The sequence below is a fragment of the Franconibacter sp. IITDAS19 genome (genome assembly GCF_023079515.1).
Classification (GTDB): Bacteria; Pseudomonadota; Gammaproteobacteria; order Enterobacterales; family Enterobacteriaceae; genus Franconibacter; species Franconibacter pulveris.
In genome coordinates, this window is record NZ_JALJCP010000004.1 from 102,419 (window position 1) to 121,129 (window position 18,711).

An 18,711-nucleotide genomic window follows, 5' to 3' on the forward strand; every position below is an offset into this window, starting at 1 on the left:
TACGAAAAGGAAAAGAGCAGCATAGCAGCATGTGCGGCGAGGCAGAAACGGCGTCAGGCCGCTGGCGTAAAGGGCCAGCGGCGCGGTCTGTCACCCTTCGACATTCACCACTTTGATATCCACCATGCCGATACCCAACTGGCGCGGCGAGTGGCCGAGGATATTACCCTCGTTAGTGGTTTGCGGGTCCGGCGGCACAATGACCAGCGTGTTGCTGCGCGACGGGTTTTCAAAATGCAGCGTGGTGGTTGAGACATCGTTGCCAAGCGTCAACGTCTGCTCTTTGTCTCCCACCCGCACCGGAATCGGTTTGTTGGCGTTCGGGCCGAAGGCTTTCGCGGTGATAACCAGGTCGAATTTCTCCGGCAGCGGCGCGTTATATTCAATCTTCACTTCATTGCCGAGCTGCGCGTTTGACCAGCGCCCCCAGGATTCCGGACGCGAAATGCCGGTGAACTGCTTCACCTCTTCCGGCGCGCCCGCCACGTTAAAGACGAAGCTGTCGGCTTTGTAGCGAATATCGTTATCGACGATTTTCAGCAGGTCGACGTTGCGCTGGTAGCGGTCGGTGCTGATGACGGTGTCGCGAAACGCCGCTTTGCCCTGCCAGATGGCTTTATCCACCCGCTGCACTTTCTGCTCGCCGCCCAGTTGGCCCTGCGAGACGCAGAGGTCGGTAGAGAGCGCCAGTTCCGGCGCCCAGAGGCGCGCCATTTTGTAGCAGTTATCCACCCACAGGAAATTATCGCGCGGGGCGAAATCCGCCAGCTGGTAGCGCAGCGGCGCGGAGTATTCACTCTCCGGCAACGGCTCTATTTTCTTATCGGCAATGCGCAGCAGCAGCGGCAAGTGGAAGCGGCTGCCGGAGAACGCGATGGTTTTTTTCTGCTGATCGACCGTGAAGTCATCGATTTTGGTCGGGAAGTTCCACAGACGGATGATGTCCGGCTTCCAGGCGAGCACTTTCTCTTTCATGTTCAGGAACACAGTCGAGAGCGACTGGCCGGAGATGCTGCTGCGCCCCAGTCCGATGAAGTTGTCGCCGCCCAGGATATCCAGCACCGTTGCACCGTTGTCCATGGTGCTGCGCTTCACCGCCACCACGTCCTGCTGCGGTTTATCGCCGCGCAGGATAAAGAACAGATTTTCCCTGTCCTGCTTGCTCAGGTATTTATAAGCCGTGTTGTTCATCGCCAGATGGTCGGAAGAGACCACGATGACCGTATTTTTGAAGTACGGCGAGGCTTTGATTTTGTTGATAAGCGCCGCGATATGCTCCTGGCTGCAGGTTACGGCGCTGAATGACTGATTCGGTTTGCCTTCGAACGCGTAGCTTTTACGCTGGCAGGTGCGCGAGACGAAGCCGTCGGGATGGTGGGTGTCCACCGTCAGCGCGAAAAGGGAAAAGCGTTTGCCCGCTTTTGACAGTTCTTCATACTTTTTCCAGACCTGCTCGAGCACCGTATCGTCATAGAAACCCCAGTCGTTGCGATAGGCCGGGTCCGCCACGACGCCTTTCAGCTCCTCCGCGCCGTACAGGTGGTCAAAACCATGGGATTTCAGGAAGACATCTTTGCCGGCGAAGCGCAGATTCGCGCCCTGCATAAAGTAGTTTTCGTATCCGGAGTTTTTCAGGATATCGCCAAGACAGATATTTTGCGGGAAGAAGCTCGACATCGAGGCCGAGGCGTTGCCCTCGAACGGCGCAAAAAGCGGAATGCCGCACTGGGAGGCGACCATACCGGCGATGGTGTAGTCGGTGCCAGGGAGCTGCATCGTTTTGCTGAAATCCAGCCCTTCGTTTTTCAACGCGCCCAGTTCCGGCGCAAGCTGCGGGAACGCCTGATCGTCAAAATAGGTGCGCTCCAGGCTTTCGCCGTAGATATACACCAGGTTCAACTGCGGGTCGGGGATCGTTTTATTCGGCTCTTTATAATACGTGGCGAAATCAGGGTCGCCTTCGCGGCTTTGCGATTTCACCAGTTCGGTTATCTGGCGAAACGCCGGGCTTGCGTCCACCGAGGCGAGCGCCAGCGCCAGCGCCAACAGGCTATAGCCAAGGTGATGCGGATGGCGACGGCGGCGCAATATCCAGGCGAGCAGGCCGAACACCGCCACCAGGATGGCGATAAGCCCGACGGCGGGCAGAATGTATTTGGTCACGCCTGCGCCGGTAAGGCTGTTGGTAAGGGTGTAAAGCACCGCGTCGTTAATGCCGTCGCCGGTAAAATAGTTACTGGCGTAAAGCGTAATGTTCAGGATGACAAACAGCCCTAACACCACCAGCGTGGCGACAAACCACCAGGTATTGCGGCCCGCTTTTAGCGCGTAAATCGCCACGGAGGCGAGAAAAAAGACCACGGAAAGCAATTCTGACACTACCGCACCCTCACAGACGGCTCACGCCGACAGGCTTAATTCCACTTTTTTAGCGCTACAATCTAACTTTGCTGTCACGCTCCTGCAATTCTAGTGTCATGGTTTTGTGCTGTTGTTCGGAATTGGTTTAGATACGTTATTTTTTGACGCGTATCGCATCGCTGTGCGGCGGCGTTTTGCCGCCTGTTAGCCTTTTTCCTGTCTGGCGGTTTGCACCATGCGGTCAATACGAAATAAGCAGGGGCTTCAGGACGCGTGGTAAGCCAGATAAGCGAGGGGAGAAAAAGCGAACCCGGCGCGGCGACGCGCGCCGGGAGAGGCGTCAGGAAAGGAAATTCACGCCCTGTTTTAGCACGATGTCGCAGGCTTTGGTTTTCACCTTCTGGGCAAGCGGCGTGGTGCCGATGTTGTTCAGGTTTAAAGGCTGGCCGTCGCCTGTATCAAGCAGGCCCTGAGCGCCCTGCAGGAAATCGGGCTCCTGCTGCTGCTCCTGCGGCGTCGTGATGCCGAGCTTCTCCATCACCTGATTTTTAATATTCTCCGTACTGGTGGCGGAGACCAGCTTCTGCTTAATGCAATATTGCAGAATGCCTGCCGCGTTAGGCATGGTTTCGGCGCTCAGCGTTGAGGCGCCGCCGTTAAGCAGGCCGGTGAGCGAGGAGAGCGAAAGGCCGCCCTGCTGGGTCGTGGAGGCGGTTGCGCCGTTGCTGCTCTGCTGGCTGAGTTGACTGGCGGCGCTGGAAAGGGATTCCTGCCAGCTGGCGGCCTGGGCATTGCCGCACATAAAGCCAGCGGCGATCGCCGCAAGGCAAATACTTTTCACTGCTTTCATCACGCTTACTCTCTTTTATGGCAATAACGCCGGAAAACTGGCCCGAGTATAACGACGCTGACGGCGTAAATAAGCTCTCACTGCGCGCTAATTCGCAAAACGGCCTGCACAACGGCACTTTCCAGTTTTTTCTTAGGCGGCAGGGCGCGTTTTACCAAAACGGCGCTGGTCATCGGCTTTGCGCAGGGCGATGCTGATACTCACGCCTTCGCCCGCCGCGGGCAGCGGGCGGTGCGGGCGAAGCGTATTCAGCGACATCGGGGGGGATGAGCGCCAGGCGTGGGCGGGAGCGTAAAAATTAATACTCTTTGCCGGTGACGCGGCTGCGGTAGCTGTCCCAGTTGAAATTCACCCACAGGCTATTGCCAAGGCGCATACGGTCCATCACGCGCTCACCCAGAAGCTTGGTCATCTCTTCCATGTTCTGGTTAGTGAGCATGCCGGTGGGACGTTTGGAGGAGGAACGGCGATCCACAAGCTGGTTGATTATCACTTTTTCGTAGCGCGATTCGCTTTGCATACCTATCTCGTCGATGACAAGCAGGTCAACGTTGCTGAGATCCTTAAGCAGCTGTTCTTCACTGGTTTCACGATTGCCAAAGGTATCTTTCATCGCGGACATAATATCGGCCACCGTGATTATCATGACCGACTTGCCGCGCAACAGCAGCTCATTGCAGATAGCAGCGGCAAGGTGGTTTTTACCGGTTCCTGGCTTGCCTGCAAACACAAAGCTCGCAATGTTGCCATCAAACGCCTCGACATACTGGCGCGCCTTGTTAACCGCATTCATCTGCCCCTCATTTTCAACTCTGTAGTTGTCGAAGGAGCAGTTCTGGTGCAGAGGGCGAATGCCGGAGCGATTAAACGTACGCTGCATTTTCATCGCCCGGTTTTCACGCTCGATGGCTTCTGAGCGAAGACGTCCCTGCTCCTGCTGCCAGGCGAGAAGCTCTTCGCCGGTTTTAAACGCGGGCGTCACGTCAGGCGGCATAAGCCGCTTAAGACGCGCCATCAGGTCAGTGACGTTTTTCATCGTTAACCTCGGAATCCGTCAGGAATGTGGTCGTCTGGTTGCGGGATGGTATTCACATCGCGTCGCGCTCCATTGCCAGAGGCGGCGCGGTTCATCTGCACGCTGCGCGCCAGCTTCTGCTGCCACTGGATATGGTGAAACACTTTGCCTTCCGCCTGCCAGTAGGTAACGAAAGAGGCGAGCTCTTGCGGCGTGACTGGCTGAGAAAGCGGGATGCCCCATAGCGCCGCCATGCGCTGGAACTCCGCGTCAGGCTGCCAGCCCAGGTACATGCGAAATTTACCCGCCGGCGCAGGGACAGGCTGCGCAGGGTCGACAAACTCTTCATACAGCTGCGCATCCAGGACGACATCCGTTTGCGGCGCGGCAAGTTGCGCTTCTTTGGCCAGCAGTTCCGCCATGCGTTCCGGCGTAACGGCGTAAAAAGCAGGCGCATTGTTATCGAAAACCGCCACGGCGCCGCGTTCGGCCTGCGCCAGCACGCTGTCGGGATCGCGCCGGAAGGCGTTAATGTCGACGATGTCTGCGGTTAATACTCTGGAAGACATAAAACTATCTCAATCAACGGGTTAGCTAAGATTCGCTTGAGGGGGAACGCATCATAGCGTTTATGGCTTCATAGTAGCACAGTCGGGCTGCGTGTTTGAGGCCGCAGGCGCAGGAAAGGGCAGATATGCTGAAAAAAAACGCAGGCGCGCAAGTCGACTTACGCGCCTGTATTTCCCCGGCAGGGCAGTATTTTAAAGTAATGCAGCGAGTTAGCTAATGATGTTCAGCGTAACGTCGATGTTGCCGCGGGTCGCGTTGGAATAAGGGCAAACAATATGCGCCGCATCGACCAGTTTTTTCGCTTCCGCTGCGTCCATTCCCGGCAGGTGAATATTCAGCTTCGCTTCGATGCCAAAGCCGGTCGGCAGCGGTCCGATGCCCACTTCACCTTCAATGAACGCTTCTTTCGGCATGGCGATTTTGTCGCGCGCAGAAACGAACTTCATCGCGCCCAGGAAACAGGCGGAGTAGCCGGCGGCAAAAAGCTGTTCCGGGTTGGTAACGTCGCCACCCATACCGCCCATCTCTTTTGGCACGCCAAGCTTCACGTCCAGCACGCCGTCAGAGGAGGTGGCGCGGCCGTCACGGCCCCCGGTGGCTTTTGCTTTAGCGGTGTAAATCACTTTTTCTAATGACATGGCAGGTTCCTCGTCGTTTCGTTTTAGGGTAAAGAATATCGAGCTACAAAATAGCGCGCTATACATATGTTTTTTTTAAAACCCTCCCGCAGGAGGGTATTAAGCTTTATTCAGGCTGTCACGGAACGTTTCAAGCTGGGTCTTCAGGCTAACCAGCGTATCAATGTCGCAGTTCGCGGCGCAACGCACCGATTCCGGCAGCGATAGCGCTTTCGCCTGGAGGTCGCGTCCGTTCCCGGTCAGGGTGACGACGACCTGGCGTTCATCTTCGCGTGAGCGCTGGCGCAACAACAAACCGGCGCTTTCCATCCGCTTCAGCAGCGGCGTCAACGTAGCGGAGTCCAGAAACAGCCGCTCGCCAATCTGCGAGACGGTAATGTCATCCTGCTCCCACAACACCATCAACACCAGATACTGCGGGTAGGTAATGCCAAGCGGCGCCAGCAATTGCCGGTACAGCTTATTTAACGCAAGGCTCGCGGAGTAAAGCGCGAAGCAGAGCTGGTTATCCAGCCGGAGCGTTGTCTCTTCGTCAGCAGGTAATGTCGTTTTCATGGTTTTCAATATAGATAGCGCACAATTTAATTGCAAGTTATTTTTTACGGGCAGATGTAGCGCAGAACGACCTGGACGGCCATCTCCCGGTAATAGTCGAGCTGGGCGCGGCTGTCGGTCTCTTCTTCAAACAGCATAGAAAAGGTATAGCTATTGGCGACGTGATGAAAGCTGAAGCTGCTTATCAGGCGATGAACGTCGCGGGCGTTAACCTGTTTGCTGAAGAGCTGGCGCGCCTGGCCGCGGGCCAGGATCTCTTCCAGCAGCGTCAGGGCGCTGCGGTTGATATCGCGGATCCAGGCCGATTCTCGCATATAACGGCCGCGCTGCATGTTCTCCATGCAAATGATGCGAACAAAATCCGGATGGGCGGCGTGGTAGTCGAAACTGGCTTCCACCAACTGCACCATTGCTTCAACCGGCGGCATTGCCGACAGGTTTAACGCTTTTTCGCTGGCGCGGATTTGGGTATAGACATACTCCAGCACCTGCACATAGAGCCGCTCTTTCGTTTTAAAGTGGTAGACCACCATGCGCTTGGTGGTGCCCGCCTTTTCGGCAATTTGCTCCATGCGCGCGCCGTTAAGGCCGTATTCGGCAAACAGCTCAATGGCGCTGAAGAAAATCTTCTCTTTCAGGCTGGCTTCGTCAAAGCGCGTGGGCAGGTAAACATCATGATTTTCCACTACAACTCCTTGGTCCCGCAGGGATGAGCAGGGCGATTATGGCAGCGCGGGCGCGATGCACAAGCCCGCGATGGCAATTCTCTGCGTTAAACCAAAAAGAGAGTCGGGCGGCTCACACGCGCGGACGTTTACGATAAAGCCATAAACCCGGCAACGAAAGACCGATGGAAAGTGCGCCGACAATGGACGATGCCTTCAGAAAGTGGGTGACGAGCGCGATAAGATAAACCTCGTCATAGCCAAAGTGGCTGAGCTTAACGGCGGAGACCATCGCCGTGTAGGCGGAAATACCGGGGAACATCGGGATCACCGCCGCGACGGTAAAGACTTTCGGGTGCGCCAGATACCAGCGGGACCACTGAATGCCGATGCTGCCGACAAGAATCGCCGAGAGAAAAGTGCTCCACTCAATGTTGAGGCCGCAAAGCATCATCGCCGTACGTGACGTGTGGCCAATAGCGCCGAGCAGCGCGCACCACGGCAACGCGCGCAAAGGCACGTTAAATACCATCGCAAAGCCCACCGCGGGAATTGCCGACAGCACCATATCCTGCAGCAGAATCAGCGCAATATTTATTATGCCCATCCTGGCAGCCCCCATAAGGCCAGCGCGATTATCGCGCCAATACAGGTCGCCAGCGCCAGCATGCTCGCCATAGCCCAGCGCGCAAGTCCGGTATTCACATGGCCTTTAAACATATCCGCTACCGCGTTGATAAGCGGGAAGCCGGGCACCAGTAGCAGGATGCTGGCCGCCATTGCTACGGTCGGCACCTGGGCGAAAAGCGGCAGCCGTAGCATCAGCCCCGATACGGTGGTGGCGACAAAAGCGGTAATGCAGAAATTGATTTGCGGATGCAGGTGCTGGCTGGTCAGCACCTGACGAACGTACATGGCGAGGGAACTGGCGGTCAACGTGACCAGCGCGCCGTCCCAGCCGCCGTTGTTCATTTTGCAAAAACAGGCGCAGGAGAGGCCTACCATCAACACGACCAGCCAGCGCGGGTAGCGCAGCGGTTTAATCTGCGCGAAGCGCTTTTCCACATCGCGATAATCCAGCAGCTTATGTTCAGCCAGGATGACGATGCGCTGCACCTGGGTTACCACATGCATGTTAATGCCGCGATCAACATTCTTTCTGGTAGTCGTTAAGCAACGGTTGTCTTTAATGGTAGTCAGCACGATGGAGTTCGCTGAGATGGCGCTCTCGACGCTATCCATGCCGAGCGCGCGCCCAAGCCGGGTAGAGAGTTCATCTATCAGCGCGCTTTCCGCGCCGTGCTGTAAAAGGAAAAGCCCGCACTCAATGCAGAGGCGGGTGATATCGCGTTGCGATGAAGACTCAACTTCCATAGTTGACCCTTGCCGTTAAGTAAGGCGCCCGGGGCGCGAAAAGGCGAAAAAAGGTTGTAGCACAGGGCTGAAACGGCACGGGCGCAGGCAGATCAAATTTTCAGCGGGTTGCAGACGTTTTTACCTGGAGGTGGAAAATTTGAACCCGTCCGCAAAATTGTGTGAGTGTCGAAAAGTGCAACTTTTAACCCGAAATTGACCTTCTTTTCGCATGGAGAACGGTGAAAAATGCATTTTCACTCATTTGTGAAACATAAAAATAACATTTCAATCACCTTTCCGAGGCGAGCGACCCTATGAAGACTCAGGTTCTGATCGTTGGCGCCGGTCCGTCCGGCCTGCTGCTTGGCCAGTTGCTGCATAACGCTGGCATCAGCAACATTATTCTTGAACGCCAGACTCCGGACTATGTGCTTAGCCGCATTCGCGCCGGCATTCTGGAAAGCGGTACTGTCGAGCTGCTGCGGGAAGCGGGCGCGCATCAGCGTATGGACGCGGAAGGTCTGGTGCATGACGGCGTTGAATTTCTGGTCGAGGGCAGGCGTATTCCGGTGCCGCTCAAAGCCCTGAGCGGCGGCAAATCGGTCATGGTCTACGGCCAGACTGAAGTCACGCGTGATTTGATGCAGGCGCGAAGCGAAGCCGGCGCGCCAACGTTTTACAATGTCAGTGACGTTGCGCTGCATAACCTTAAAAGTGATAAGCCGTATGTCACTTTTAGTAAGGACGGCGAACCGTGCCGCATTGATTGCGATTACATTGCCGGCTGCGACGGATTTCATGGCGTTTCACGCAAAGCGATACCCACAGGCGTACTGCGGGAATATGAATGCGTTTACCCGTTCGGCTGGCTGGGGTTGCTTGCCGATACGCCGCCCATTCACCATGAACTTATCTACGCCCACCATGACCGGGGTTTTGTGCTTTGCAGCCAGCGCTCGCTAACGCGCAGCCGCTACTATTTGCAGGTGCCGCTTACCGATAAAGCCGAAGCCTGGTCCGACGATCGCTTCTGGGATGAGCTGAAGCGCCGCCTGCCGCAAGATCTTGCGGGTAAGCTGGTTACCGGCCCTTCGCTTGAGAAAAGCATCGCGCCGCTGCGCAGTTTTGTGGTGGAGCCTATGCAGTACGGCTCGCTGTTTCTGGTGGGCGACGCGGCGCATATCGTCCCGCCGACAGGGGCGAAGGGGCTAAATCTGGCGGCATCAGATGTTAATTATCTCTATCGCATTTTATGCGGCGTTTACCATCAGGGAAGGCGGGACTTGCTGGCTTGTTACTCGCAACTGGCGCTGCGTCGGGTATGGAAGGGGGAGCGGTTCAGCTGGTTTATGACGCGTTTGCTGCATGATTTTCAGGAGCAAAGCGGTTTTGACCGCCGGATGCAGCAGGCTGAGCGCGACTATTTCCTGGGATCGCAGGCCGGGCTTACCACCATCGCTGAAAACTACGTGGGGCTGCCGTTTGAAGCGGTGCGGTGATCGGCAGGATCTTTTCTACACTCTTTAAAAATGAGCGAAGAAGTCAGAACATGAAGCCTGTAACGCCGGTTCCCGTATTTACGCTTTATGGCGAAAGCCTTAACTGGCCAACGCCGGATCTGCTGCACTGTGAATCCATTCACAGCCGCAGCAGCCTTTATGAATGGCATATCCGCATCCATCAGCATGCGGATATCGTTCAACTGCTTTATCTGCATACAGGCAGTGCGGAAATCGAAATTGAGGGAGGAAAGCGGCGCGTTTCTGAGGCTTGTATTCAGGTCGTGCCTGCGCTCTGCGTGCATAGCTTTAAATTTTCGCCAGGCGCGCAGGGTTACTCGCTCTCCTTTTCTTCTCCGCTGGTCGCGCTTTTTGAGCAACGTTTCGGACAACCGCTGGAAGTGCTTACCCGGCCGCGCTGTCTGCCGGTAAAAGCGTCGCGCCATCGCATTAATGCTTTATTCAGCACGCTGCAGAGCGAATATGAAGGCGACAACCTGGCGCGCGAGATGATGCTGCATTCGCTTATCAGCGCGCTGCTGGTCTGGCTAAATCGACAGTGCGCCCAGAGCGAGGCGCTGCCGGAGCGGCCAAAACGCAACAAGGCGGCGATGCGCCAGTTCTCAAAACTGCTGGAACGCCACTACCGTGAGCAATGGCCTGTAACGGCATATGCGCAAAAGCTTGGGCTCTCCGTCACGCACCTCAATACGTTATGTCACGAGTTTCATGGCGCCAGCGCGTTAAATCTTCTTCACCAGCGCCTCACGCTGGAAGCCCGCCGCACATTGCTTTATACCAGCATGACGATAAGCCAGGTTTCAGATTATCTGGGGTTTAGCGACGTCACCTATTTCTCCCGTTTTTTTCGCCGTACGGTTGGCGTTACGCCGAAGGCGTTTCGCGATGCGGGCGCGGTAAACGCTTTGCTAAAGAAATAATTAAACTAAAAACTCTGTTTTAGATAATCTAATTGCGATATTACTTATTAAAACTTTCCTTTTTTAATGTGTATTAATCCACATGATTTTGACTATTTTAAATAAGAGTATATCAGTGTGTAGAGAAGGGCGGTTTTGTTATTTTTAACGCATTGACACTCACCTGGAGGCTTCATAAACTACTGACGCTCATCCCGGATGAATTTTAATTGTCTGTTTTGAATAAAAGCCCTGGCGCGTTTTATTAACAATAACGCCTAATGGCTTTTCTTTTTATATTTAATCATCTCATTATTATAAGCGTTGTTATTAGTTAGTCGTCATGCTTTTGCCGGAAGGGTTTAGCCGGAGGATATATGATACCAGGACGTTGCAAGCAGGGAATTATTATCAGCGCGCTACCCGTTATGCATAACGGGCTTAAAGCCATTATTACCCACCATTTCCCTGACATGGAATTACATCATTATCAGAGCAGTTGTGGGCTTTCTCCGTTGGTAATGCGGTGCGCCAACCTGATTATTCAGGAAATCCCGCCAGTAGCAGACGATGCCCGGGCGGAATGTGAAGCCTGCTATCGGCTTATCGCCCAACTGCCAGGCATCCATTGGATTTTTATGGTGCCGAAGAACGTATTCAGCCTGGCGGTAGAGTATTTAATGCGTCCGCAAACTACGCTGCTGGCGACGACGGAATCGGTTGAAGGCTTGATTGAAGCTATACGTCTTGGCAGCGAGCGCGCAGAACGTATCAGTCAGTTATTGCTTTCTCCTCACGAGGTAAAAATATCTGGTCAAGTTAGTACGGCCTGTACTTTAACCTCTTCAGAACGACAAGTATTACGCCTTTTGGGAAAAGGCTGGGGTATTAACCAGATAGCCCAACTGCTTAAGAAAAGTAATAAAACCATCAGTGCTCAGAAGAACAGCGCTATGAAACGCTTATCGCTAAAAGGTAATGCGGAAATGTACGCCTGGATTAATAGCTTTCAGGGCGTCAAAGAACTGAATTTGCTTTCACTGCAAAAGGAACAGGCAGAATGGAATTTATCACATCAGAAGTGAAAATCGCCCTTATTGAAAGCTGCGTGATGAGCGCAGCAGGGGTCAGTGTATTGCTGCAACAAAATCGCAGGCCGCGTTATCAGGTTTTCACTTTTACGACGCCGGCAGAATTTCTTGCGGCGCAAGAAGCAGAATCTTTTTCCGCCGTTATCTTCTCTTTACCGGGTACGCGTGAGCATCGGCGCGAATGTCTTACCTTTTTTGGTGAAATGGTAAAAAGCCACCCGAAAGTCAAGCGGCTGGTAATGGCGAACAACGAAGCGGAAGCGCGGCTGATAAACCAACTTTCCTTAACCTCATTTCATGGCGTACTGGATAAATCCGTGCCGCTTAATAGCTTTGCAGAAAATATTTTCGCAGCGCTGGGTGACAATCCCAAAAACAGTGAAGGCGCTAATAAGGCTAACCCGGTAAAAGCGGCACCGCGCCTTTTAAGCCCAACAGAGCGTACAATCTTACGTTATCTGACGGACGGCTACTCTATTTCACAAATTGCCTCTCAGCTGGAGCGTAACATCAAGACGATTCGCGCTCATAAGTTCAACGCTATGCTCAAACTCGGCGTCAATACAGATGCTGGCCTGCTTAACGCGGCAGATATGCTGCTACATCGCGCTACCCCTTTTTGATTTTCAGGCTCCGGCAGGGGATCTGACCGGAGCTTTTTTCTCACCACTTTTATTCCTGCCCATTCAGAAGGGTTCAGGATCAGGCTGCGCGGCAACATCGTTTTTTACTGGCAGACATCTATCCACTGCGCCTCGGTCAGTTCTGCAAGGCGAGAAGGGGAGATGCGCACGGCGCTATGAATGGCGCCAGCGGCGGGTAACACTTCCTGGTAACGCTTAAGCGATACATCGCAATAGACCGCAAGCGGGTGTTCCAGGCCGAAAGGGCAAACGCCGCCGACCGGATGGCCAGTCCAGGTGATCACTTCATCGCTGCTCAGCATACGCGCTTTAGCGCCAAAGGCGGCTTTGAGCTTTTTATTATCCAGTCGGGCATCGCCTTTCGCCACGATAAGGATAATCTCGTTCCTTACCTTTAACGACAGGGTCTTGGCTATCTGTCCTGGTTCAACGTTATGCGCGGCGGCGGCCAGCGCGACGGTCGCCGTACTTTCGTTGAGTTCAATAATGTCGATGTCGGGGGCTTTCTCGGCGAAAAACTGCCGTACAGATTCCAGACTCATGTGTTTCTCCTGCTGAAGACTTTCCTTTGCTGATATAAACCAGAATGGGCTGATGATTGTTATTGATTAACCCACCGGTAACAAGTCGGTGTTTTCTGGATCTTCTTCACAATCACAGAAACCGGTTACTGTAACCGGTTGCAGCCCGGCTCCGGGCGATTAATACTGGTTCCGTAACCACCCTCTGTATCCCTTAAATAATAAGAGCCGTCTATGAAACGTATCCTTGTATGCTGTGCCGCTGGTTTGTCGACCAGCATGGTAGTGAATCGTATGAGGCAGGCCGCAGAGCAGCAGAATATCGCTGTGGAGCTTAACGCGGCGGGCATGAACGTATTCACGGAGTCGTTTTCCCGTTATGACTGTTGCCTGCTGGGGCCACAGGTTAAAACACATCTTGAGGCATGCAGGGCACAGGCAGCCACCAGCCAGATACCTGTATCTGTAATTAACTCAATGGACTATGGAATGATGCGCGGCGACAAAATTCTCGCTGACGCACTCGCGTTATTAGCCTGACAGGAGAGCCGCTATGTCTGCCAACCATGCCGCCTTTAATGTGATTTTTCGCTTTGTAGAAAATTATGTTAGCCCTATTGCTGGGCGCATCTCTTCCCAACGTCACGTAATGGCCATTCGTGACGGTTTTATTTCTGCCATGCCGTTTATGATTGTCGGGTCATTTTTACTGGTTTTCGCCTATCCGCCTTTTTCGCCGGACACCACCTGGGGGTTCGCGCGCAGCTGGCTTGATCTCGCAAAGCAATTTGAAGGGCAAATCCTGACGCCGTTTGATATGACGATGGGCATTATGTCTATCTATATCTGCGCCGCTATCGCCTATAACCTGGGCAAACATTACGTTAAATCCCATCAGCTCGATCCCTTTATGTGCGCCATGCTGTCGCTGATGGCTTTTCTGCTGGTTGCGGCGCCGAAAACCAAAGGCACCTTACCCGTCGATAGCCTGGGCGGTACCGGCATTTTCACTGCCATTCTGGTGGCGATTTACTGTGTAGAGATGATGCGTTTTCTGAAAGCGCACAACATCGGCATACGTTTACCGGATCAAGTGCCGCCGATGATTAAAAACTCTTTCGACCTGCTGATACCGGTGCTGGTGGTCGTGCTGACGCTTTATCCGCTGAGCCTGTTTATCCAGACGCAGTTCGATATGCTGATCCCACAGGCGATCATGTCCCTCTTTAAACCGCTGGTTTCAGCAGCGGACTCGCTGCCTGCGATCCTGCTGGCAGTGCTGATTGGCCACCTGCTCTGGTTTGCCGGCATTCACGGCGCAGCCATTGTCTCAGGCATGTTGCAGATGTTCTGGCTGACAAACCTTGGGATGAACCAGAGTGCGCTGGCGCAGGGCGCGCCGTTGCCGCATATTTTTATGGAAGCTTTCTGGACTTTCTTTATCGTGGTGGGCGGGTCGGGCGCAACCATGGGACTGGTGCTCTGCTACTTGCGCAGTCGCTCGGTGCATCTGCGTTCGATTGGCCGTCTGAGCGTAGTGCCAAGCATTTTTAACATCAACGAACCGGTTATTTTCGGTACGCCTATCGTGATGAACCCGGTCTTCTTTATCCCGTTCCTGCTGGCGCCGATGGTTAACGCTATCATTGCCTGGGCGGCGATGAAGCTTGACCTGATTGGGCGCGTCATTTCGGTCGTGCCGTGGACGGCGCCTGCGCCTATTGGCGCCGCCTGGGGGCTGGGATGGGATTTTCGTGCGGCTATCCTGGTGGTAGTGCTGGCGGTCATTTCCGCCGTCATCTACTTCCCGTTCTTTAAAGTGTATGAAAAACAGCTGCTGGCGCAGGAAGCGGCGGAAGCGGATGCACAAAAAGAGGCGGAAGCCGAAGGGCGCCAGGTGGCGTAATTAAAGACGGCGGGGAGACCCGCCGTTATCTATTTCAGGGTGCAGTCGCCGCATTGCTGCACGTCCGGCAGACGGTAACGCTGACAGCAAGTGCGGCGAACCAGCAAACCTTCACGCAGCACAACGGTGCGGTAAAGCGGGTTATCCTGCCCGTTGCGTAGCTGTTTTTCAAAGAAGCAGGCTTCGCGAAGGGCGTTTACCGTCTCTTCGCCAAGAAACCCCTTCCACTCACCAAGGCACCAGTTGATCAGGTAGCCTGTGTTGCTCCAGATAAGCCGCGCGTTAATATCGCCGGTCGCCTCAAGCGCTTTCACAACCGGCTGCAAACACTCTGTCACCAGCTTCTCAATACGTTCGCGTGCGGATAACGCACTGGCGAGGTGATCTTCCTGCACGTTCAGCCAGAAGCAGGCGGCTCGACCGGTTTCATGGAATTCAACATGGATATGCGAAGGCGTAACGGCGATGGCCTGCGGCTGCGTCAGTAGCGCCAGCATGAGCGGCGGCGCGAGTAAACCCAGATACCACTGCGCCCAGAGCGAAACCAGCGGCTTGGCCTCACGCGGCTGCGTAAGATGGTTACGATAGATATGATCGGAATAGATAGCCATCAGAGAAGCAAGGCGGGTGGGATGCGCCCATTGTTCCAGCGTCATCGCCGCGTCTGGCGGCGTCTCATTCAATCGAATGATGTCATGAAAATGCGCGCGATGGGTGGTAAACGCTTCGCGTAACGCCTCCGCCAGCTCAGAAGAGGGCCGGTAAAGCGGGGCGCGCCAGATAAGATCATCAGCAATCTGAAAGGAGTGGTAAGCCATGACCCTGCTTAATAGCAAATCTAAATGATAATGATTGCCAATCCTAACTATAGGCGGAGCCGATAGCAAGCGGATTCGCCGAAGCGGGTATCCGTAATTCCTGGAGATGTGGAGCCAGACGCAAAATGCTCAGGCAGCGTGGCGAGATTCAGAGAAAAGAATGTGGTTACGTCCCTGATTTTTAGCTTCATAAAGCGCGGCATCCGCCTGACGCAGCGCCGAATCGATATCCTGATTTTCCAGCGGCGCAATGCCAATGCTTAGCGTCACATTGGTCGCCACGCTTTCGTTAAACATATGCGGGATACGTAAATCATAAACGCGTTGACGAATGTGCTCCGCAGCCTGGCGGGCGCTCTGAGGATCGGAATTCGTCAGAAGCACCAGAAACTCTTCGCCGCCGTAACGGGTAACGATATCGCGCGAGCGCACCGAATCGCGAATAGCGGCGGAAACCCGCGTCAGCGCCTGGTCGCCCATCATATGCCCGTAGTGGTCGTTATAAGCTTTGAAATGGTCGATATCCATCAGCATGACGAAATGCTGGCCGGTGCCGAGCGCCAGCACATGCTCCAGCCGGTTCTGAAAGCCGCGTCGGTTATAAAGACCCGTAAGCGGGTCCATCATGCTTAAATCAGTCAACGTCTCTTTTTCTTCCAGCAGCTTTAACATCAGCCCCTGCGAAAAGGTGTCGCTGCGTTTCTGAATGAGGTGCTGAATGGCGATGCCGAGCATTGGCAGCGCGACGGCATAAGCCATGCGCATCAAATGCTGTGCCTGGTCAAGCCAGATAACAGTGACGATAACCGGCAGGCAGTGGCAGGTAAAAGCGATGAGGTTATTGATAAAAGATAACGAGCCGATAAACAGTACGGTGAGCAACGCCACCAGCAGGTACGAGAGATCGGGTTTCGGAATCGCCGTGAATTTAAGGGCGATTTGCGCAGCCCACATCAGCCCGAAGAGTAAAGACACCAGGTTAATATTAATGCGTCGTTGGCTGTTCAGCGCGTGCCAGATAAGCAGCCCTGTACTGCCGACAAGCACGCCGGTTAAAGGCAGCGTAACTTGTTGAGCGGCATAAAGCGGGCTCACGATGCTAAACAGTGCGGAGAAAGCGTTAAGAAACAGAAACAAGCGTAGAGAGAGTTGATATTTCTCTTTAAGCAGGGCTCGCCAGGTTTGAGCTGTCATATATAAGTCGTTATTTATCAGCGCCGTAACAGATTTAAAAGCCAGGTGAAAGAAATAACGGGCGAAACAATAGTTTCGCAAAAGTTAAATAAGAGTTTAATGCTGCTGTAATGATGACCAATTTATCACCTTAGCGCAGGCATGTCATTAGCCATGCGCAAAGGATAACCCGCTTCATTGTAAACGCTGACAGATGAGAATTAATATCATATGATATTGTTTATCATTATCGATGCGAGAGACAGAGACATGTTGCAAAAGCGGCTGGAAAGCGGATGGGGAATTATCGTGCCCGGCATCCTGGTGATGCTGCTGGCGTTGAGCGATCTTAGCTTTGCGCAGTGGCGCTTGATTGTGGTGTTGGCGCTGCTTTCCACGTCACTAATGCTTTTTCACAAACGGTTACGCCATTTCCTGCTGCTGCCGTCGTGCATTGCATTCGCAAGCGGACTCATGCTGATGGTAATGAACCTGAAAGGGTAAAGCTTAAGGAAGGCAACTCAAGGAAAGAAAAAGAGAAGGGGTATTCAGAAAGTGGTGCGAGGGGGGGGACTTGAACCCCCACGTCCGAAGGACACTAACACCTGAAGCTAGCGCGTCTACCAATTCCGCCACCTTCGCACTGTATTCTGAATCTTGATATCGCCTCGTTGGTGCGAGGGGGGGGACTTGAACCCCCACGTCCGAAGGACACTAACACCTGAAGCTAGCGCGTCTACCAATTCCGCCACCTTCGCCCGGTGAGAGCAATATCATGTGGTCTTTGGTGCGAGGGGGGGGACTTGAACCCCCACGTCCGTAAGGACACTAACACCTGAAGCTAGCGCGTCTACCAATTCCGCCACCTTCGCATACCAGCAATACCGGGAAGTATTGCAACCACGGAGGCGCATTCTAGATGTTTTCTGGGCTTCGTCAACAGTTAATTGCGTGCCGCTTTTCTGAATGGTGCAAAAAGCGGCACTTTTGTGACGCGGAGCGATTAACGCTTTGCGTTACGGCCCATGACCGCGCGGTAAACCTTAAAGCGCCCGGTTTGCGCCAGTACTTCATGGTTGCCAAACATTTCGTCAAGCAAATTAGGGTAAGGAAGGAAAGCGTTCGCGACTATGCGCAGCTCGCCGCCATTGTTAAGGTGCTTAACCGCGCCGCGAATCAGCGTCTGAGCGGCTTCAAAGCTGGTCTGCAGCCCGTCGTGGAACGGCGGGTTGGAGATAATCATATCGAAGCGGCCTTTCACTTCAGAATAGACGTTGCTTGCGAAAGCTTCGCCTTCAAAACCATTCGCGGCAAGCGTTGCGCGGCTTGCTTCCACCGCAGGCGCGCTCACGTCGCACAGCGTCAGACGCACCTTCGGCGAGTGGCTGGCCAGCACCGCCGCCAGCACGCCGGCGCCGCAGCCCACATCGAGCACTTTGCCTTTGGTATGCGGCGAAAGGGTAGCGAGCAGCAGATCGCTGCCGACATCAAGCCCGTCGCGGCTGAAAACGCCCGGCAGCGTTTTGATGGTCAGTTCGTCCAGTTGATACTCGTTCCACCAGGCGTCTTTATCGAACGTCGGTTTGGCTTCAAGGCGACCGTGATAAAGACCGCAGCGGCGGGCGCTGTCGATTTTAGTCAGCGGGCAGTACTCTTCCAGCATCTGTTCGGCGCTGCGAACGCCGCTGCGGTTTTCGCCGACCACAAACACATCGCTTCCTACCGGCAGCAGGGAAAGCAGGTTCATCAACTGGAACTGCGCTTCGGGTTTGTTCTTCGGCCAGTAGTAGATAAGCGTGTCGCTGTCGCCAACCAGTTCGGCGTCAGCCGTCAGGCCATACTGCGCCCGCTCTCCCATTGGCTTGCTGAGCACCTGCCAGTGGTGGAACTGTTGCGTATGCGCGCGGCTTGCCGCCGTCTCGAGGCGCGCGGGCAGGTCATCCTGCATATCGCCGGCGAACAGCACGCGGCTTTCCAGAAAATCATCACTGTGGCGCAGCAGGACTTCGCTTGCCGGGGAAAAAGCGGACATGAAAAACTCCTTTGGAAACTTGAGGGGCGATTATAGTGGTTTGTTGGCGCATGTTCGACGGATTTGCTATATTTGCGCCCCTCCGGCATTCACTCAG

At 54.3% G+C, this 18,711-nt stretch carries 21 protein-coding genes and 3 tRNA genes; 7 read left to right on the plus strand and 17 right to left on the minus strand.

Annotated features, from left to right (window positions below; genetic code table 11):
* Positions 1 to 90: 90 nt before the first annotated feature.
* The 10 genes from opgB to MT962_RS13275 form a co-directional block, all read right to left on the minus strand.
* Positions 91 to 2,379: a phosphatidylglycerol--membrane-oligosaccharide glycerophosphotransferase gene (opgB, locus tag MT962_RS13235; RefSeq protein WP_247365836.1), complete on the minus strand. Its 2,289-nt coding sequence runs from the start codon at positions 2,377 to 2,379 to the stop codon at positions 91 to 93.
* A 322-nt stretch (positions 2,380 to 2,701) separates the two neighbouring features.
* A complete protein-coding gene (locus MT962_RS13240) occupies positions 2,702 to 3,211 on the minus strand; it encodes a DUF2501 domain-containing protein (RefSeq protein ID WP_024559956.1) in 510 nt (169 codons plus the stop codon).
* 132 nt (positions 3,212 to 3,343) lie between these two features.
* Positions 3,344 to 3,469 carry a hypothetical protein gene (locus MT962_RS22235; protein ID WP_268743918.1) on the minus strand — a complete coding sequence of 42 codons (126 nt, stop codon included), beginning with the start codon at positions 3,467 to 3,469 and terminating at the stop codon, positions 3,344 to 3,346.
* Between the two features lie 40 nt (positions 3,470 to 3,509).
* Complete coding sequence (gene dnaC, locus MT962_RS13245) at positions 3,510 to 4,247, minus strand: DNA replication protein DnaC (protein ID WP_024559384.1); 738 nt, start codon at positions 4,245 to 4,247, stop codon at positions 3,510 to 3,512.
* Positions 4,248 to 4,249: 2 nt separating this feature from the next.
* Positions 4,250 to 4,795 carry a primosomal protein DnaT gene (dnaT, locus tag MT962_RS13250; protein ID WP_024559383.1) on the minus strand — a complete coding sequence of 182 codons (546 nt, stop codon included), beginning with the start codon at positions 4,793 to 4,795 and terminating at the stop codon, positions 4,250 to 4,252.
* 210 nt (positions 4,796 to 5,005) lie between these two features.
* Positions 5,006 to 5,434: an organic hydroperoxide resistance protein gene (locus MT962_RS13255; protein ID WP_024559382.1), complete on the minus strand. Its 429-nt coding sequence runs from the start codon at positions 5,432 to 5,434 to the stop codon at positions 5,006 to 5,008.
* 99 nt (positions 5,435 to 5,533) lie between these two features.
* Entirely contained in the window at positions 5,534 to 5,989 is a 456-nt protein-coding gene (locus tag MT962_RS13260) for a MarR family transcriptional regulator (RefSeq protein WP_024559381.1), read from the minus strand.
* Between the two features lie 44 nt (positions 5,990 to 6,033).
* Positions 6,034 to 6,675, minus strand: a complete 642-nt coding sequence (locus MT962_RS13265) for a TetR family transcriptional regulator (protein ID WP_024559380.1) — start codon at positions 6,673 to 6,675, stop codon at positions 6,034 to 6,036.
* Between the two features lie 112 nt (positions 6,676 to 6,787).
* On the minus strand, positions 6,788 to 7,261 hold the full coding sequence (locus tag MT962_RS13270; protein WP_048887754.1) for a threonine/serine exporter: 474 nt from the start codon (positions 7,259 to 7,261) through the stop codon (positions 6,788 to 6,790).
* A complete protein-coding gene (locus MT962_RS13275; RefSeq protein WP_024559378.1) occupies positions 7,252 to 8,028 on the minus strand; it encodes a threonine/serine exporter ThrE family protein in 777 nt (258 codons plus the stop codon). Before MT962_RS13275 ends, MT962_RS13270 begins: the two co-directional genes overlap by 10 nt.
* Positions 8,029 to 8,324: 296 nt before the next feature.
* Between MT962_RS13275 and pobA the strand changes: the two genes are divergently transcribed.
* From pobA to bglJ, 4 genes are all read left to right on the plus strand, one after another.
* On the plus strand, positions 8,325 to 9,509 hold the full coding sequence (gene pobA / locus MT962_RS13280; RefSeq protein ID WP_024559959.1) for a 4-hydroxybenzoate 3-monooxygenase: 1,185 nt from the start codon (positions 8,325 to 8,327) through the stop codon (positions 9,507 to 9,509).
* 50 nt (positions 9,510 to 9,559) lie between these two features.
* A complete protein-coding gene (locus tag MT962_RS13285) occupies positions 9,560 to 10,450 on the plus strand; it encodes a helix-turn-helix domain-containing protein (RefSeq protein WP_247365837.1) in 891 nt (296 codons plus the stop codon).
* Between the two features lie 356 nt (positions 10,451 to 10,806).
* On the plus strand, positions 10,807 to 11,514 hold the full coding sequence (locus MT962_RS13290) for a LuxR C-terminal-related transcriptional regulator (RefSeq protein ID WP_024559502.1): 708 nt from the start codon (positions 10,807 to 10,809) through the stop codon (positions 11,512 to 11,514).
* Entirely contained in the window at positions 11,490 to 12,143 is a 654-nt protein-coding gene (gene bglJ, locus MT962_RS13295; RefSeq protein WP_024559503.1) for a DNA-binding transcriptional activator BglJ, read from the plus strand. Before MT962_RS13290 ends, bglJ begins: the two co-directional genes overlap by 25 nt.
* 104 nt (positions 12,144 to 12,247) lie before the next feature.
* Here the strand turns inward: bglJ and MT962_RS13300 are convergent, their stop codons facing one another.
* Entirely contained in the window at positions 12,248 to 12,706 is a 459-nt protein-coding gene (locus tag MT962_RS13300; RefSeq protein WP_024559962.1) for a YbaK/EbsC family protein, read from the minus strand.
* Positions 12,707 to 12,919: 213 nt separating this feature from the next.
* Between MT962_RS13300 and MT962_RS13305 the strand changes: the two genes are divergently transcribed.
* The gene (locus tag MT962_RS13305; protein WP_247365838.1) at positions 12,920 to 13,225 is read left to right on the plus strand and encodes a PTS sugar transporter subunit IIB; all 306 of its coding nucleotides are present in this window, start codon (positions 12,920 to 12,922) and stop codon (positions 13,223 to 13,225) included.
* Between the two features lie 13 nt (positions 13,226 to 13,238).
* On the plus strand, positions 13,239 to 14,591 hold the full coding sequence (locus tag MT962_RS13310) for a PTS sugar transporter subunit IIC (RefSeq protein WP_024559506.1): 1,353 nt from the start codon (positions 13,239 to 13,241) through the stop codon (positions 14,589 to 14,591).
* A 29-nt stretch (positions 14,592 to 14,620) separates the two neighbouring features.
* Here the strand turns inward: MT962_RS13310 and fhuF are convergent, their stop codons facing one another.
* Together fhuF and MT962_RS13320 are read right to left on the minus strand one after the other, a co-directional pair.
* Positions 14,621 to 15,409 (minus strand): siderophore-iron reductase FhuF, encoded by a 789-nt coding sequence (gene fhuF / locus MT962_RS13315; RefSeq protein WP_048887751.1) that lies wholly within the window; start codon positions 15,407 to 15,409, stop codon positions 14,621 to 14,623.
* Between the two features lie 129 nt (positions 15,410 to 15,538).
* Positions 15,539 to 16,603 carry a diguanylate cyclase gene (locus MT962_RS13320; protein ID WP_247365839.1) on the minus strand — a complete coding sequence of 355 codons (1,065 nt, stop codon included), beginning with the start codon at positions 16,601 to 16,603 and terminating at the stop codon, positions 15,539 to 15,541.
* Positions 16,604 to 16,813: 210 nt separating this feature from the next.
* Between MT962_RS13320 and MT962_RS13325 the strand changes: the two genes are divergently transcribed.
* A complete protein-coding gene (locus tag MT962_RS13325; protein WP_048887750.1) occupies positions 16,814 to 17,086 on the plus strand; it encodes a DUF1435 domain-containing protein in 273 nt (90 codons plus the stop codon).
* Between the two features lie 52 nt (positions 17,087 to 17,138).
* Here MT962_RS13325 and MT962_RS13330 read toward each other — a convergent pair.
* The 4 genes from MT962_RS13330 to rsmC all read right to left on the minus strand — a co-directional run bounded on the left by MT962_RS13330 (position 17,139) and on the right by rsmC (position 18,614).
* Positions 17,139 to 17,224: transfer RNA gene (locus tag MT962_RS13330), tRNA-Leu, on the minus strand.
* A gap of 30 nt (positions 17,225 to 17,254) precedes the next feature.
* Positions 17,255 to 17,340 (minus strand) — tRNA-Leu (locus MT962_RS13335).
* A gap of 27 nt (positions 17,341 to 17,367) precedes the next feature.
* Positions 17,368 to 17,454: transfer RNA gene (locus tag MT962_RS13340), tRNA-Leu, on the minus strand.
* A 131-nt stretch (positions 17,455 to 17,585) separates the two neighbouring features.
* On the minus strand, positions 17,586 to 18,614 hold the full coding sequence (gene rsmC / locus MT962_RS13345) for a 16S rRNA (guanine(1207)-N(2))-methyltransferase RsmC (protein WP_024559510.1): 1,029 nt from the start codon (positions 18,612 to 18,614) through the stop codon (positions 17,586 to 17,588).
* Positions 18,615 to 18,711: the final 97 nt, after the last annotated feature.

Bases quoted from the DNA above. Each gene is read 5' to 3' on its own strand.
- MT962_RS13240 (WP_024559956.1), bottom strand. From the start codon at position 3,211: ATGAAAGCAGTGAAAAGTATTTGCCTTGCGGCGATCGCCGCTGGCTTT.
- MT962_RS22235 (WP_268743918.1), bottom strand. From the start codon at position 3,469: ATGTCGCTGAATACGCTTCGCCCGCACCGCCCGCTGCCCGCGGCGGGC.
- dnaC (WP_024559384.1), bottom strand. From the start codon at position 4,247: ATGAAAAACGTCACTGACCTGATGGCGCGTCTTAAGCGGCTTATGCCG.
- dnaT (WP_024559383.1), bottom strand. From the start codon at position 4,795: ATGTCTTCCAGAGTATTAACCGCAGACATCGTCGACATTAACGCCTTC.
- MT962_RS13255 (WP_024559382.1), bottom strand. From the start codon at position 5,434: ATGTCATTAGAAAAAGTGATTTACACCGCTAAAGCAAAAGCCACCGGG.
- MT962_RS13260 (WP_024559381.1), bottom strand. From the start codon at position 5,989: ATGAAAACGACATTACCTGCTGACGAAGAGACAACGCTCCGGCTGGAT.
- MT962_RS13270 (WP_048887754.1), bottom strand. From the start codon at position 7,261: ATGGGCATAATAAATATTGCGCTGATTCTGCTGCAGGATATGGTGCTG.
- MT962_RS13275 (WP_024559378.1), bottom strand. From the start codon at position 8,028: ATGGAAGTTGAGTCTTCATCGCAACGCGATATCACCCGCCTCTGCATT.
- pobA (WP_024559959.1), top strand. From the start codon at position 8,325: ATGAAGACTCAGGTTCTGATCGTTGGCGCCGGTCCGTCCGGCCTGCTG.
- MT962_RS13285 (WP_247365837.1), top strand. From the start codon at position 9,560: ATGAAGCCTGTAACGCCGGTTCCCGTATTTACGCTTTATGGCGAAAGC.
- MT962_RS13290 (WP_024559502.1), top strand. From the start codon at position 10,807: ATGATACCAGGACGTTGCAAGCAGGGAATTATTATCAGCGCGCTACCC.
- bglJ (WP_024559503.1), top strand. From the start codon at position 11,490: ATGGAATTTATCACATCAGAAGTGAAAATCGCCCTTATTGAAAGCTGC.
- MT962_RS13300 (WP_024559962.1), bottom strand. From the start codon at position 12,706: ATGAGTCTGGAATCTGTACGGCAGTTTTTCGCCGAGAAAGCCCCCGAC.
- MT962_RS13305 (WP_247365838.1), top strand. From the start codon at position 12,920: ATGAAACGTATCCTTGTATGCTGTGCCGCTGGTTTGTCGACCAGCATG.
- MT962_RS13310 (WP_024559506.1), top strand. From the start codon at position 13,239: ATGTCTGCCAACCATGCCGCCTTTAATGTGATTTTTCGCTTTGTAGAA.
- fhuF (WP_048887751.1), bottom strand. From the start codon at position 15,409: ATGGCTTACCACTCCTTTCAGATTGCTGATGATCTTATCTGGCGCGCC.
- MT962_RS13320 (WP_247365839.1), bottom strand. From the start codon at position 16,603: ATGACAGCTCAAACCTGGCGAGCCCTGCTTAAAGAGAAATATCAACTC.
- MT962_RS13325 (WP_048887750.1), top strand. From the start codon at position 16,814: ATGATATTGTTTATCATTATCGATGCGAGAGACAGAGACATGTTGCAA.
- rsmC (WP_024559510.1), bottom strand. From the start codon at position 18,614: ATGTCCGCTTTTTCCCCGGCAAGCGAAGTCCTGCTGCGCCACAGTGAT.